The organism is Janthinobacterium sp. UMAB-60 (assembly GCF_900095235.1).
GTDB lineage: Bacteria > Pseudomonadota > Gammaproteobacteria > Burkholderiales > Burkholderiaceae_D > Janthinobacterium.
The window spans coordinates 218,465-231,466 of the sequence record NZ_LT607489.1 but is presented as its reverse complement, the minus strand read 5'-3'; the positions used below and the strand labels follow the sequence as shown (position 1 = coordinate 231,466).

Genomic DNA, 13,002 nt, shown 5'->3' with positions numbered 1-13,002 from the left:
TCAGGCCTTTGCAGTGTGAGATTGATACGTTGTCAGTTGTTGCGGGATGCCGCTGATCGAGCCGGCGCCCATGGTCAGCACGACGTCGCCGTCGCGCGCCACGCTCATGATGGTGTCGGCCATGTCCGTCATGGACTCGACGAAAATCGGTTCGATCTTGCCGCGCGCGCGCAGCGCATGCGCCAGGGCGCGGCCGTCGGCGGCGACGATAGGCGCTTCGCCCGCCGCATACACTTCGGACAGCAGCAGCACGTCGGGCGCACCGAGCACCTTGACGAAATCTTCGAACAGGTCGCGCGTGCGGCTGTAGCGGTGCGGCTGGAACGCCAGCACCAGGCGGCGGCCAGGATAGGCGGCGCGCGCGGCGGCCAGGGTGACTTCCGTTTCCACCGGATGGTGGCCGAAATCGTCGACCAGGGCGAAGCTGCCGCCGTTCGGCAGCGCCACGTCGCCATAGCGCGTGAAGCGCCGGCCCACGCCGGAAAACTCCGCCAGGCCCTGCTGCGTGGCGCTGTCGGCGATGCCGATTTCGCGCGCGATAGCGATCGCCGAACAGGCATTCTGCACATTGTGCATGCCGGGCTGGTTCAGCACCACGTCGAGGTCGGGATAGCCTTCCTGCAGCACGGTGAAATGCATTTCCAGGCCCACGGCGCGCGCATTGATGGCGCGCACTTCGGCATCTTCCGCGAAGCCGTAGGTGGTGACCGGCTTGGTCACGAAGGGGATGATGGCGCGCACGTGCGGATCGTCGATGCACAACATGGCGCGGCCATAGAAAGGCAAACGGTGCGTGAACTGCACGAAGGCCTGCTTGAGCTTTTCGAAATCGTGCTCGTAGGTGTCCATGTGATCGGCGTCGATATTCGTGATCACTTCGATCATCGGCGTCAGGTTCAGGAACGAGGCGTCCGATTCGTCCGCTTCGGCCACCAGGTAGTCGCCCGAGCCCAGCTTGGCGTTCGCGCCCGCGCTGGTCAGGCGTCCGCCGATGACGAAAGTCGGGTCGAGGCCGCCCTGCGCCAGCACGGACGCGACCAGGCTGGTGGTCGTCGTCTTGCCGTGCGTGCCCGCGATGGCGATGCCGCGTTTCAAACGCATCAATTCACCGAGCATCACGGCGCGCGGCACCAGCGGGATCTTGCGCGCGCGCGCGGCCACCACTTCCGGATTGTCTTGCGGGACGGCGCCCGATGTCACCACCGCGTCGGCGTCGCCGATATTCTCGGCCGCGTGGCCGAGCATGACAGTCGCGCCCAGGCTCGCCAGGCGCTGCGTCGCCGCATTGCTGCCCAGGTCGGAACCCGACACCTTGTAGCCGAGGTTGACCAGCACTTCGGCGATGCCGCTCATGCCGCTGCCGCCAATGCCGACAAAGTGGATATTGTTTACTTTATGCTTCACAGAGCTAACCTCATGCCAGTTTTTCCAATACGTGTGCGATCGCCTCATTGGCGTCGCGCTTGCCTGCTGCCAGTGCCGCCTGCGCCATCTGCTGGCAGCTGTCGCGCGTCAAGGACGCCAGCAGGGTGCTCAGCGACGCCGCACTCATTTCCGTCTGCGGCAGATGAATCGCCGCGCCTTGTTTTGCCATCCATTGCGCATTGTCGCGCTGGTGACTCGTGGTCGACGCCACCAGCGGCACGAGCACGCTGGCCACGCCGGCCGCCGTCAATTCCGACAGAGTGATGGCGCCTGCGCGGCAAATCACCAGGTCGGCCTCGGTATACGCCCTGGCCATGTCGTCGATGAAGTCGACCACATTGGCTTGCACGCCCGCCTGCGCATACGCGGCATGCAGGGCGTCGATATTCTTCTTGCCCGACTGGTGCGTCACCCGCGGACGTACGCCCTCCGGCATCAGTGCCAGCGCGGCAGGCAGATTGTCGTTCAGCGCTTTCGCGCCCAGGCTGCCGCCCACCACCAGGATGCGCAGCGGCCCGCTGCGGCCCGCGAAACGCGAGGCCGGCGGCGCCATGGCGAGGATCTCGGCGCGCACGGGATTGCCCGTGACGACGGCCTTGCCGGCGGCGCTGCCGAAATCGGCGGGGAAACCGAAGCACACCTGCTGCGCCAGCGGCACCAGCGTCTTGTTCGACAACAGCAGCGCCGCATCGGCATTGACCAGCACCAGCGGCACGCCCTTCAGGCGCGCCATCAGGCCGCCAGGCACGGTGACGTAGCCGCCCATGCCCATCACCACGTCCGGCTTGCGGCTGGCGATGAAGCGGCGGATGGCAAAGAGGCTGGCCAGCATCCTGAAGCCGCCTTTGAGCGTATGCGCCAGGCCCTTGCCGCGCATGCCGGAAAATTCGATGGCGTCCATGGGAATGCCGCTCTTCGGCACCAGTTCCTGCTCCATGCCATGGGTCGTGCCCAGCCAGCTCACTTCCCAGCCGCGCGCGCGCATGGTCTGCGCAATCGCCAGGCCCGGGAAAATATGGCCGCCGGTGCCGGCCGCCATGATCATCAGTCTTTTCGTCGTTTTCAAGTTCGTCACGTTGTTCATAGCCGGCCTCCGCGCATCAGGATCCGGTTTTCGTAATCGATGCGCAGCAAGATCGCCAGGCCGATACAGTTAATCAGTACGCCCGTGCCGCCATAACTCATCAGGGGCAAAGTCAGGCCCTTGGTCGGCAGCAGGCCCAGGTTCACGCCCATGTTGATGAAGGTCTGCACGCCGATCCAGATGGCGATGCCTTTCGCCGTCAGTCCCGCGAAGGTCTGGTCGATGGCGATCGCCTGGCGGCCGATGTCGAACGCGCGCTTGATAATCCAGTAGAACATGCCGATCACGATCAGCACGCCCACCAGTCCCAGTTCCTCGCCGATCACGGCCAGCAAGAAGTCCGTATGCGCTTCGGGCAGGTAGTGCAGCTTTTCCACGCTGCCGCCCAGGCCCACGCCAAACAGTTCGCCGCGCCCGAAGGCGATCAGCGAGTGCGTCAGCTGGTAAGCCTTGTTCAGGGCATTGTCTTCCTGCCACGGATCGAGATACGCGAAAAACCGCTCGCGGCGGAATTTCGACAAGGCGATGATGGTGACGAAGATCGCCGTCAGCATGGCGCCGATGCCGCCGAACCAGATGGCGTTGACGCCGCCCAGGAACAGGATACCCATGGCGATGCAGACGATCACGCCGAAAGCACCCAGATCGGGCTCCATCAGCAGCAGCAGGCCGACGAAGCTCACAGCCAGCGCCATCGGCATGAAGCCCTTGGTCAGCTTGTGCATGTATTCCTGCTTGCGCACCGTGTAATCGGCCGCGTACAGCACCATCACCACCTTCATCAGCTCGGACGGCTGCGGCCGCAGGCCCGGCAGGTTCAGCCAGCGGCGACCGCCGTTGACCGACACGCCCAGGCCCGGTATCAAGACCATCACCAGCAGCACCAGGGTGCCGATGAACAGCCACGGCGCGATCTTTTGCCAGGTAGCGACGCGGATGCGAAACACCAGCGCGGCGACGATGATCGATATACCGATGAACAATGCCTGGCGCACGACGAAGTAATTGTTCGTGTAAGCGGCGAACTTGCGCGCGTCCGACAGCGAGATCGACGCCGAATACACCATTACCATGCCCAGCAACATGAGCAGCAGGACCACCCACACCAGCGGCTTGTCATAGTCCATCATCTTCGATTGCCGCGCACGGCTATCCAGCGGCTTGGCAGCCGAGCCGGAACCAAAGCTGAAGGGCAGTTGGAAGGCCATCAGATATCCTGTCCGTTTTCCAGCGCGATGTCGCGCACGGCGTCGACAAACACCTGCGCGCGGTGCGCATAGTTCTTGAACATGTCCAGGCTGGCGCAGGCGGGCGACAGCAGCACGGCATCGCCGGCCTGCGCCAGGCTGCTGGCGCGCTTGACGGCTTCCGGCAAGGTGGCGCAGTCGATGATATCCACGCCAGCCGGCTCCAGAGCAGCGCGCAGCGCTGGCGCATCGCGGCCGATCAGCACCACGGCACGCACGTAGCGCGACACGGGTTCAGCCAGCGGCGAAAAATCCTGCCCCTTGCCGTCACCGCCGGCGATCAGCACCAAACGCTGTTCCGCGCCGCCAAACGCCTTGCCCAGGCCGGACAACGCAGCCACGGTCGCGCCCACATTGGTGCCCTTGCTGTCGTCGTAGTATTCGACTTCATTCACGGCGGTGATCAGTTCCACCCGGTGCGGCTCGCCCTGGTACTCGCGCAAGCCATGCAGCAGCGGCGCGAACGGCAGGCCGATGGCGCGGCACAGGGCCAGCGCCGCCAGCGCATTCGAGGCATTGTGCTGGCCGCGGATCTTCAGCGCGTCGGCCGGCATCAGTTTCTTGGCCATCGTCGGCACCGGTTCCGGCGCCGGATCGTTCTTCCGGCGTTTTTTCTCGATGACTTCTTCGCTGGGCACGGCTTGCGCCAGCCAGAAGATGCCGCGTTCATTCACCAGGCCAAAGCTGTCGACTTCCGCCGGTTCGCCCGTGCCGAAGGTGATCGTCGCGGCCAGCGGATCGGCCATGTGCATAACTGCCGCATCGTCGCGGTTCAGGATGCGCACGGTCTGGTCGCCGAAGATGCGCGCCTTGTCGCTCGCATAGGAGGCCATGTCGCCATGCCAGTCCAGGTGGTCCTGCGACAGATTCAGGACCGTGGCCGCATCGGCCTGCAGGCTGAACGTCGTGTGCAGCTGGAAGCTGGACAACTCCAAAATCCACGCTTGCGGCAAGGTGCTGGCGACCGGTTCCGCCGCTTCAGCGTCCGCATCGAGCGGCAGCGGCGCGGGCTCGGCATCGAGCACTTCGCGCAGCACGTCCAGCGCGGCCGGGCTGATATTGCCGGCCACGCGCGTGACCAATCCGGCGCGTTCGCACAGCAGGCCCACCAGACTGGTGACCGTCGTCTTGCCGTTGGTGCCCGTGATGGCGATGACTTTCGGCGCATAGCCGCGTTCCGCCTTGAGCGCGGCCAAGGCTTGGGCGAACAGTTCGATCTCGCCCCACACGGGGATATTTTTCTCGGCTGCGGCCGGCGCGATCTGCGCCAGTTCGCGCTGCGGCGCCAGGCCGGGGCTGACGGCGACGAAATCGACGCCATCGAGCAGCTCGGCCGTGAAGGCGCCGGCGATGAACCGCGCCTGCGGCACGGCGGTCTGCAGCGCGGCCAGGCGCTCAGGGGTTTCCCTTGTATCGGCCACGCGCACGGTCGCACCGCTGCGGGCCAGCCACAGGGCCATGGCCAGGCCCGACTCCCCAAGGCCCAGTACCAGTGCGGTTTTAGCGTCGTACATCATCAGCGCAGCTTCAAGGTGGTCAGGCCGAGCAGCACCAGCATCATGGTGATGATCCAGAAACGCACGACAACCTGCGTCTCTTTCCAGCCTTTTTGTTCAAAATGGTGATGCAGTGGCGCCATCAGGAAAACGCGGCGGCCAGCGCCATAGCGCTTCTTGGTGTACTTGAACCAGACGACCTGGATGATCACGGACAGCGTTTCGACGACGAAGATGCCGCCCATGATGAACAGGACGATTTCCTGGCGCACGATGACGGCCACGGTGCCCAGCGCGCCGCCCAGTGCCAGCGCGCCCACGTCGCCCATGAACACTTTCGCGGGGTGCGTGTTATACCAGAGGAAGGCCAGGCCGGAACCGGCCAGCGCGCCGCAGAAGATCACCAGTTCGCCGGCGCCTGGAATGTGCGGAATGAACAGGTAGCGCGCATACGTGGCGTTACCCGTCAGGTAGGCGAACAGGCCCAGGGCCGTACCCACCATCACGGTCGGCATGATGGCCAGGCCATCGAGGCCATCGGTGAAATTGACGGCGTTGCTGGTGCCGACGATGACGCAATAGGTCAGCGCGATGAAGCCCCACACGCCCAGCGGATAGCTGATGGTTTTAAAGAAGGGCACGATCAGATCGGCTTTCGGCGGCAGGTCCATGGCGAAGCCCGACTGCACCCAGGCGTAGATCAGATTCCACACGTGGCCCGCGTCCGGTTCCGACACGGAGACGGAGAACGCCAGGTAAAACGCGGCGACGATGCCGATCAGCGACTGCCAGAAGTATTTTTCACGCGAGCGCATGCCTTCCGGATCCTGGTGCACCACCTTGCGGTAGTCGTCGGCCCAGCCGACGGCGCCAAAGCCCAGGGTGACGATCAGGACCGGCCAGATGAAGCGGTTCGACAGGTCGGCCCACAGCAGGGTGGAAATGCCGATGGCGATCAGGATCAGCACACCGCCCATGGTGGGCGTGCCGTGTTTTTTCAGGTGCGTCTGCGGGCCGTCCGTGCGCACGGCCTGGCCGACCTTCATGCGCGTGAGCATGCGGATCACGGCGGGACCGGCGCACAGGCCGATCAAAATCGCCGTCAGGGTGGCGAAGACGGCGCGGAAAGTGATGAAGTTAAAGACCCGCAATGGGCCAATGTCGTCCTGGAAATAATGAGCGAGCCAGAGCAGCATGATTAGTGAGCTTCCTTGTTATTGTTGTTTGAACCAATCAAATGCTGCACGGCCCGTTCCATCTTCATGAAGCGGGAGCCCTTGATTAATACTGTTGCATCCGAACGGCCGGACAAATGCGCATCAAGCGCCGCCAGCAAACCGTCGAACTGTTCGAAATACTCCACGACCGTGCCTGATTCCTGGCTGGCGGCAGCCTGCGCCGCATTCACCAGATGGCGCGCCAGGCCGCCCGTCGCCAGCACGTGTTCGATGCCTTTGGCGGCGGCGTAGGCGCCGATCTCTTCGTGGAACTGCTGCCCCTGCGTGCCGACTTCGCCCATCTCGCCCAGCACCAGGATGCGCGGCTTTGCTGCCTGCGCCAGCACATCGATGGCCGCGCGCGCCGAATCCGGATTGGCGTTATACGTGTCGTCGATGATGGTGGCGCCGTTGGCGGCACGTTTTTTCTGCAGGCGGCCATTCACGGGCGCGAACGCCTCCAGGCCCTGCTTGATATGGTCGATGGCGATGCCCGCGCCCACGGCGCATGCCACGGCCGCCAGCGCATTGCGCACATTGTGCTCGCCCGCCGCCTGCAAGCCGACGAAGAACTGGCGCAAGCTGCCGTCCTGCGCGCGCACGCTGACGAACATGTCGCTGCCAAAATCCTCGGCCGCGCGATGCGTGCAGCTCACGTCCGCCTCTTTCGACAGGCCGAAGGTGATGACGGCGCGCGCGCCGGCCAGCTCGCGCCACACGGGCGTGAATTCATCGCCGTGCGGGAAGACGGCCACGCCGTCGTCGGCCAATGCCGCCAGCGCCGCGCCGTTCTCGCGCGCCACCGCTGCCACCGTATGCATGAATTCCTGGTGCTCGCGCTGCGCGTTGTTGACCATCGCCAGGGTCGGCGCGGCGATTGCCGCCAGGCGCGCGATTTCGCCCGGATGGTTCATGCCCATCTCGATGACGGCCGCCTTGTGTTCTACATTCAGGCGGAACAGGGTCAATGGCACGCCGATCTCGTTATTCAGATTGCCGCGCGTGGCCAGGCGCGCTTCTTCGCCAAAGGCCGCCGCCAGGATCGACGAAATCATCTCCTTGACGGTGGTCTTGCCATTGCTGCCGGTGACGCCGATGACGGGCACATTGAAACGGCCGCGCCAGAAATTGGCGATGCGGCCCAGCGCGACCAGGGTATCGGGCACCACGATGGCCGCTACCTTGCCGCTGTCCCAGCCTGCGGGCAGGCGCTCGACCACCACGGCGGCGACGCCGCGCGTGGCCACCTGCTCGAGGAAATCGTGGGCGTCGAAACTCTCGCCGCGCAAGGCGACGAAGAGCGATCCGGCTTGGGCGCTGCGGCTGTCGGTGGACACGCCGTCAAAAACGGCGTCGCCCGTCAGCTGCGCGCCGTCCAGCGACGGCATCAGTTCTGTCAGGGTGCCGCGCATCAGTTCGTCCTCATCATGGTCAGGCGCGCGGACAGGGCAAGCTGCGCATGATCGGCGTCGGAGAACGGCAGTTTCTTGCCCTTGATTTCCTGGTACGGCTCATGGCCCTTGCCCGCCAACAGGATCACGTCCGGCTTGGCGGCGTGCTTGATGGCCGACAGGATGGCCGCGGCGCGATCTTCGATGGCCTGCGGCTGCGGGCCGTCGGCACGCATGCCGGCGACGATCTGCGCGATGATGGCGTGCGGATCTTCGCTGCGCGGATTGTCGCTGGTGACCAGCACGTGATCGGCCAGCTGCGCGATGGCGCCCATCTGCGGACGCTTGCCCGGATCGCGGTCGCCGCCGCAGCCGAACACGCACCACAGCTGGCCGCCACGTTCCTGCGCCACCTGGCGCAAGGCGGCCAGGGTCTTTTCCAGCGCGTCCGGCGTATGCGCGTAATCGATGACGACCATCGGCGCTTCCTGGCCGCCCACCTGCTGCATGCGGCCCGGGGCCGGCTGCAAGGATTCGATGCCGTCGATGGCGGCGCGCAGGCCGGTGCCGTGCGCCAGCAACGCGCCCAGCACGGCCAGCGCATTGCTGATATTGAAGTGCCCCACCAGTTGCGTCTTGACCAGCGCCACGCCCAGCGCGCATTCCAGGTGGAAGTCGGTGCCGGCATTGCGGCTGCGGAACTGGCTGGCGCGCAGCATCAGCACACCCGGCAAGTCCGGCTGGCTGGCTGCATCCTGCAAGGTATAGCCGATGACGGGATATTCGCCCGCCAGCTTGCCGTCCACGTGCGCCGCCAGGCGCAAGCCCATGGCGTCATCGAGGTTGATGACGGCCGTTTTCAGGCCGGGCCAGTCGAACAGCTTGACTTTGGCGGCCTCGTAGGTGGCCATGTCGCCATGGTAATCGAGGTGGTCGCGCGTCAAATTGGTGAACATGGCGACATCGAAATGCATGCCGGCCGCGCGTTCCTGGTCCAGGCCGATCGACGACACTTCGATGGCAACGGCTTTGGCGCCGGCGTCGCGCATGGCGGCCAGTTTGCGCGCCAGCAGCACGGCGTCGGGCGTGGTGTAGCCGGTGACGTCGAATTCGATGGCGCCGCGCGGCTTGCACAGGCCCACGCCCAAAGTCCCAATGACGGACGAGGTTACACCGAGGCGTGCCAGCGCCTGCGCCAGCCACAGCGCGCACGAGGTCTTGCCATTCGTGCCCGTCACGCCGGCACTGAACATGGCACTGTCGGGCATGTCGTAAAAAGCATGCGCCACGGGGCCGGCCAGGCGTTTCAGGTCGCTGACCAGCAGGTGAGGCACATTCCATGCGGCGTTCCATTCCACGGCGTCATGCACGATGGCGGCGGCGCCCTGCGCGATGGCAGCGGCGATAAAATCGGTGGCGCCCGCATAGGCGAAAAACACGTCGCCGCTTTGCACGCGGCGCGAGTCGGACGTCAGCTGCCCGGACGGGGCAGCCGCTTTGATCCACAAACTGATGTCTTGTATGGTCATGAGTGACTTCACATGGCCTCCGGGCCGGCATTGGCCGGGACCACGATTTCGGTAACGGAGGAATCGGGCGGTACGTTCATCGCGCGCAGCGCGTTGGTCGCAATCGCCGCGAAAGCGGGAGCGGCAACCTGGCCGCCATAGTGGGCAGCGCCGGTCGGTTCATCGATCATCACGGCAATGATGAAGCGCGGCGCCGACATCGGCACCATGCCCACGAAAGAGCCGATGTATTTGCGCGGCATCGCATAGCGGCCGTTTTCCACCTTGTAGGCGGTGCCCGTCTTGCCGCCGACTCTGTAGCCGGCGACCTGGGCGCGCTTGGCCGAGCCGTGCGCGCCGGAGACCACCAGTTCCAGCATGGCGCGCATTTCGGCGGCCGTCTTCGGCTTGATCACCTGCTGGCCCACGGGCAGCTCATTGACCTTCTGGAATGACAGGGGGATCGTGTCGCCATCGCGCGCGAACATCATGTAGGAGCGCGCCAGCTGGATCAGCGACACGGAAATGCCGTTACCGTAGCTCATGGTGGCCTGCTCCACCGGGCGCCACGATTTATACGGACGCACGCGGCCGGCCACGGCGCCGGGGAAGCCCCATTTCGGCTGCTGGCCGAAGCCCACCTTGGTAAACATTTCCCACATTTCCTGCGACGGCATGCCCAGCGCGATTTTCGAGGTGCCGATGTTCGACGACATCTCGATGATTTCGGAGACACTGATCACGCCGTGCGGCTTGGTGTCGGTAATGGTGCGGTCGGCGATGGTGTAGCGGCCCGGGCCCGTGTCGATCAGGGTGGTCGGCTTGACCCGGCCCGTGTCGAGCGCCAGCGAGACGGTGATCGGCTTCAGGGTCGAACCGGGTTCAAAGGTGTCGGTCATGACGCGGTTGCGCAGCTGCTGGCCCGTGAGCTTGCGGCGGTCGTTCGGGTCGTAGCTCGGGTAGTTGGCCAGGGCCAGCACTTCGCCCGTGTGCACGTCGAGCACCACGGCGCCGCCGGCCTTGGCATTGAATTTTTCCACCGCTTCCTTCAACTGCGTGAAGGCGATGTACTGGATCTTGCTGTCGACGGACAGGGTCAGGTCCTTGCCGTCATGCGGTTCGTGGATGAAGCCGATGTCTTCGACGATGTGGCCCAGGCGGTCCTTGATCACGCGGCGGCTACCGGTGGTGCCGACGAGGGTTTTCTGCTGCGCCAGTTCCATGCTTTCCTGGCCCACGTCTTCCACGTTGGTAAAGCCCACCACGTGGGTCATCACTTCGCCCTGTGGATAGAAGCGCTTGTATTCCTTGCGCTCGTCGATGCCGTCGATGCCCAGCTTGGAGATCTTGTCGGCCACGTCCATCTCGACCTGGCGTTTCAGGTAAACGAAGCTGCGGTCCGAATCGAGCTTCTTGCGCAATTCGTTGACGTTCATTTCCAGCAGGCCGGCCAGCGCGTTGATTTTTTCGGGCGACGCCTGCAGCACGTCGTCGGGAATGGCCCAGATGGCTTTCACGGGCACGGACGACGCCAGCACCTGGCCGTTGCGGTCGGTGATCTTGCCGCGCGTGGCCGGCAATTCCAGCGTGCGCTCATAGCGCGCCTTGCCCTGCTTTTGCAAAAACTGCGTCGACACGCCCTGCAGCCACAGGGCGCGCGCGCCCAGGCCGGCGAAAGCGAAGAACAGCAGGAACAGCACGACGCGCGAACGCCAGACGGGCAGACGCACTGCCAGTACGGGGTTCTTCGAGAATGGCACGCCTTTCGATGCCGCCACCCGGCCGTTGCTGTTACCGCCCAACTTCATTATTCGCCCTCCGTCAGGTATTGCGTACGCGCCGCCGTCAGCGGCGTCATGCTCAGGTCGCGCCGTGCGATCGATTCGATGCGTTCATGCTTGCCCAAAGTGGACTGATCCAGCTGCAGTTGTGCCCAGTCGATGTCGAGCTGGCGCGACAGCGCTTGCGCGCGCTCCAGGTCGATCAGCAGGTGGCGCGACTGGTACTGCGCGTTCACCAGCGACAGGCCGCAGCACACCAGCAGCGCCGACAGCACGACACACAGCTTGCCAGTCATCGGACGCCGCCACTGACTGGAATGGGCAAACGCTGCGCCACGCGCATCACGGCCGAACGCGAACGCGGGTTGCCCTCGATCTCGGCATCGGACGGCTTCATCTTCAATATCAGCTTCATTTCCGGCTGCGGCAAGTCGACCGCGCGGATCGGCAGGCGGCGGTCAGGCTGCTCCACGTTCGCCTTCGAGGCGAAGAAGCGCTTGACCATGCGGTCTTCCAGCGAATGAAAACTGATCACGGCCATGCGCGCGCCGGGCGCCAGACAGGCATACGCCTGGTTCAGACCGATCTCGAGATCCTCGAGCTCTTTGTTAATGAAAATGCGGATTGCCTGAAAGGTGCGGGTAGCGGGGTCCTTACCCTTCTCGCGGGTCTTGACGGCGCCTGCCACGATGCCGGCAAGCTGTCGTGTGCTTGAAATTGGCTGGACTGCCCGGCCAGCAACAATCGCCTTTGCAATCTGAAAAGCAAACCGTTCTTCCCCATAATCGCGTATCACTTTCTCTAAATTCTGCTCGGTTTCCACCGCCAGCCATTCGGCCGCGGAGATGCCGCGCGTCGTATCCATGCGCATGTCCAGCGGTCCGTCGTTGCGGAAGCTGAAACCGCGCGCCGCGTCGTCGACCTGCGGCGACGAGATGCCCAGGTCGAGCAAGATGCCGTCCACCTGCTGCACGCCACCCGCGGCCAGGCTGGCCGTCATGGTGGCAAAGCTGTCATGGACAATTTCAAAGCGGGGGTCGCCGATCTGTTCGGCCGTGGCGATGGCTTGCAAATCCTTGTCGAAGCCGATCAGGCGCGCATCAGCGGCCAGGCGCGACAAAATCAATCGGCTATGCCCGCCGCGGCCAAACGTGCCATCGACGTAAATACCGTGCGCGCGGTCGCCCGACAGGTCGAGCGCATCGACCGCTTCATCGAGCAGCACCGTGCGATGCTGAAATTCCGGCACCGTGAGTTGTGTCATTACGGAGCCTTAGAAAGAAAAATTGGAAAGTACATCGGGGGTGCCGGCATCGATCGCCTGCTGTTCTTTGTCGGCCAACCTGGCGGCATCCCATATTTCAAAGTGGCTGCCCATGCCGATCATCATGACTTCGCGCGACAGCCCCACGGCGTTGCGCAATTCGGGCGAGATCAGCACGCGGCCGGCCGAGTCCAGTTCGACGTCGACGGCGTTGCCGAGGAAGATGCGCTGCCAGGCGCGCGCCGACATGGGCCAGGCGGCGATTTGCTGGCGGTGGCTTTCCCACACGGGACGGGGGAAAAACAGCAGGCAGCCATCGGGGTGCTTGGTCAGGGTCAAACGGCCTTCGCATTGAATCGCCAGCGCGTCACGGTGCTTGGCAGGGATAGACATCCTGCCTTTGGCATCGAGATTGATTGCGGACGCGCCTTGAAACACGGAAGACCTTTTTTGAGCTTGGGTTGCGACGCTTGCGCATCATGATGAAAAGGGGAAATTTCCCACAAAAACACACTTTTTCACACAGTTGCCCACTTTAGAGTAAGCAAAGATAGTGGTCAAGCGGTTTCCGATTGGCAAAACAGGAATT

Annotated in this window: 11 protein-coding genes; all 11 read right to left on the bottom strand. The window is 64.2% G+C overall.

The features are described from left to right. From murC to mraZ, 11 genes are read right to left on the bottom strand one after another with little or no spacing between them, the layout of a single operon-like run. Entirely contained in the window at positions 1–1,404 is a 1,404-nt protein-coding gene (gene murC / locus K0F86_RS14980; protein ID WP_219135101.1) for a UDP-N-acetylmuramate--L-alanine ligase, read from the bottom strand. A gap of 10 nt (positions 1,405–1,414) precedes the next feature. Beyond that, entirely contained in the window at positions 1,415–2,509 is a 1,095-nt protein-coding gene (gene murG / locus K0F86_RS14975) for an undecaprenyldiphospho-muramoylpentapeptide beta-N-acetylglucosaminyltransferase (RefSeq protein WP_219135099.1), read from the bottom strand. Then, the gene (ftsW, locus tag K0F86_RS14970) at positions 2,506–3,717 is read right to left on the bottom strand and encodes a putative lipid II flippase FtsW (RefSeq protein WP_219135098.1); all 1,212 of its coding nucleotides are present in this window, start codon (positions 3,715–3,717) and stop codon (positions 2,506–2,508) included. The genes murG and ftsW overlap by 4 nt, the downstream gene beginning before the upstream one ends. After that, positions 3,717–5,273 carry a UDP-N-acetylmuramoyl-L-alanine--D-glutamate ligase gene (murD, locus tag K0F86_RS14965; RefSeq protein ID WP_219135097.1) on the bottom strand — a complete coding sequence of 519 codons (1,557 nt, stop codon included), beginning with the start codon at positions 5,271–5,273 and terminating at the stop codon, positions 3,717–3,719. The genes ftsW and murD overlap by 1 nt, the downstream gene beginning before the upstream one ends. Beyond that, positions 5,273–6,448: a phospho-N-acetylmuramoyl-pentapeptide-transferase gene (gene mraY, locus K0F86_RS14960; protein ID WP_071079386.1), complete on the bottom strand. Its 1,176-nt coding sequence runs from the start codon at positions 6,446–6,448 to the stop codon at positions 5,273–5,275. The genes murD and mraY overlap by 1 nt, the downstream gene beginning before the upstream one ends. A 2-nt stretch (positions 6,449–6,450) precedes the next feature. Then, entirely contained in the window at positions 6,451–7,881 is a 1,431-nt protein-coding gene (gene murF, locus K0F86_RS14955) for a UDP-N-acetylmuramoyl-tripeptide--D-alanyl-D-alanine ligase (RefSeq protein WP_219135096.1), read from the bottom strand. After that, positions 7,881–9,389 carry a UDP-N-acetylmuramoyl-L-alanyl-D-glutamate--2,6-diaminopimelate ligase gene (locus tag K0F86_RS14950; RefSeq protein WP_219135094.1) on the bottom strand — a complete coding sequence of 503 codons (1,509 nt, stop codon included), beginning with the start codon at positions 9,387–9,389 and terminating at the stop codon, positions 7,881–7,883. The genes murF and K0F86_RS14950 overlap by 1 nt, the downstream gene beginning before the upstream one ends. Positions 9,390–9,397: 8 nt before the next feature. Then, on the bottom strand, positions 9,398–11,176 hold the full coding sequence (locus K0F86_RS14945; protein ID WP_219135093.1) for a penicillin-binding protein 2: 1,779 nt from the start codon (positions 11,174–11,176) through the stop codon (positions 9,398–9,400). Next, the gene (ftsL, locus tag K0F86_RS14940) at positions 11,176–11,445 is read right to left on the bottom strand and encodes a cell division protein FtsL (protein ID WP_034748894.1); all 270 of its coding nucleotides are present in this window, start codon (positions 11,443–11,445) and stop codon (positions 11,176–11,178) included. The genes K0F86_RS14945 and ftsL overlap by 1 nt, the downstream gene beginning before the upstream one ends. Further along, the gene (gene rsmH / locus K0F86_RS14935; protein ID WP_219135092.1) at positions 11,442–12,413 is read right to left on the bottom strand and encodes a 16S rRNA (cytosine(1402)-N(4))-methyltransferase RsmH; all 972 of its coding nucleotides are present in this window, start codon (positions 12,411–12,413) and stop codon (positions 11,442–11,444) included. Before rsmH ends, ftsL begins: the two co-directional genes overlap by 4 nt. A 9-nt stretch (positions 12,414–12,422) precedes the next feature. Continuing rightward, the gene (mraZ, locus tag K0F86_RS14930; RefSeq protein ID WP_219135091.1) at positions 12,423–12,851 is read right to left on the bottom strand and encodes a division/cell wall cluster transcriptional repressor MraZ; all 429 of its coding nucleotides are present in this window, start codon (positions 12,849–12,851) and stop codon (positions 12,423–12,425) included. Positions 12,852–13,002: the final 151 nt, after the last annotated feature.

Excerpts from the sequence above, each read along its gene's own strand:
- K0F86_RS14950 (WP_219135094.1), bottom strand. The coding sequence starts at position 9,389 with ATGACCATACAAGACATCAGTTTGTGGATCAAAGCGGCTGCCCCGTCC.
- K0F86_RS14945 (WP_219135093.1), bottom strand. The coding sequence starts at position 11,176 with ATGAAGTTGGGCGGTAACAGCAACGGCCGGGTGGCGGCATCGAAAGGC.
- mraY (WP_071079386.1), bottom strand. The coding sequence starts at position 6,448 with ATGCTGCTCTGGCTCGCTCATTATTTCCAGGACGACATTGGCCCATTG.
- ftsL (WP_034748894.1), bottom strand. The coding sequence starts at position 11,445 with ATGACTGGCAAGCTGTGTGTCGTGCTGTCGGCGCTGCTGGTGTGCTGC.
- murG (WP_219135099.1), bottom strand. The coding sequence starts at position 2,509 with ATGAACAACGTGACGAACTTGAAAACGACGAAAAGACTGATGATCATG.
- murD (WP_219135097.1), bottom strand. The coding sequence starts at position 5,273 with ATGATGTACGACGCTAAAACCGCACTGGTACTGGGCCTTGGGGAGTCG.
- ftsW (WP_219135098.1), bottom strand. The coding sequence starts at position 3,717 with ATGGCCTTCCAACTGCCCTTCAGCTTTGGTTCCGGCTCGGCTGCCAAG.
- murF (WP_219135096.1), bottom strand. The coding sequence starts at position 7,881 with ATGCGCGGCACCCTGACAGAACTGATGCCGTCGCTGGACGGCGCGCAG.
- rsmH (WP_219135092.1), bottom strand. The coding sequence starts at position 12,413 with ATGACACAACTCACGGTGCCGGAATTTCAGCATCGCACGGTGCTGCTC.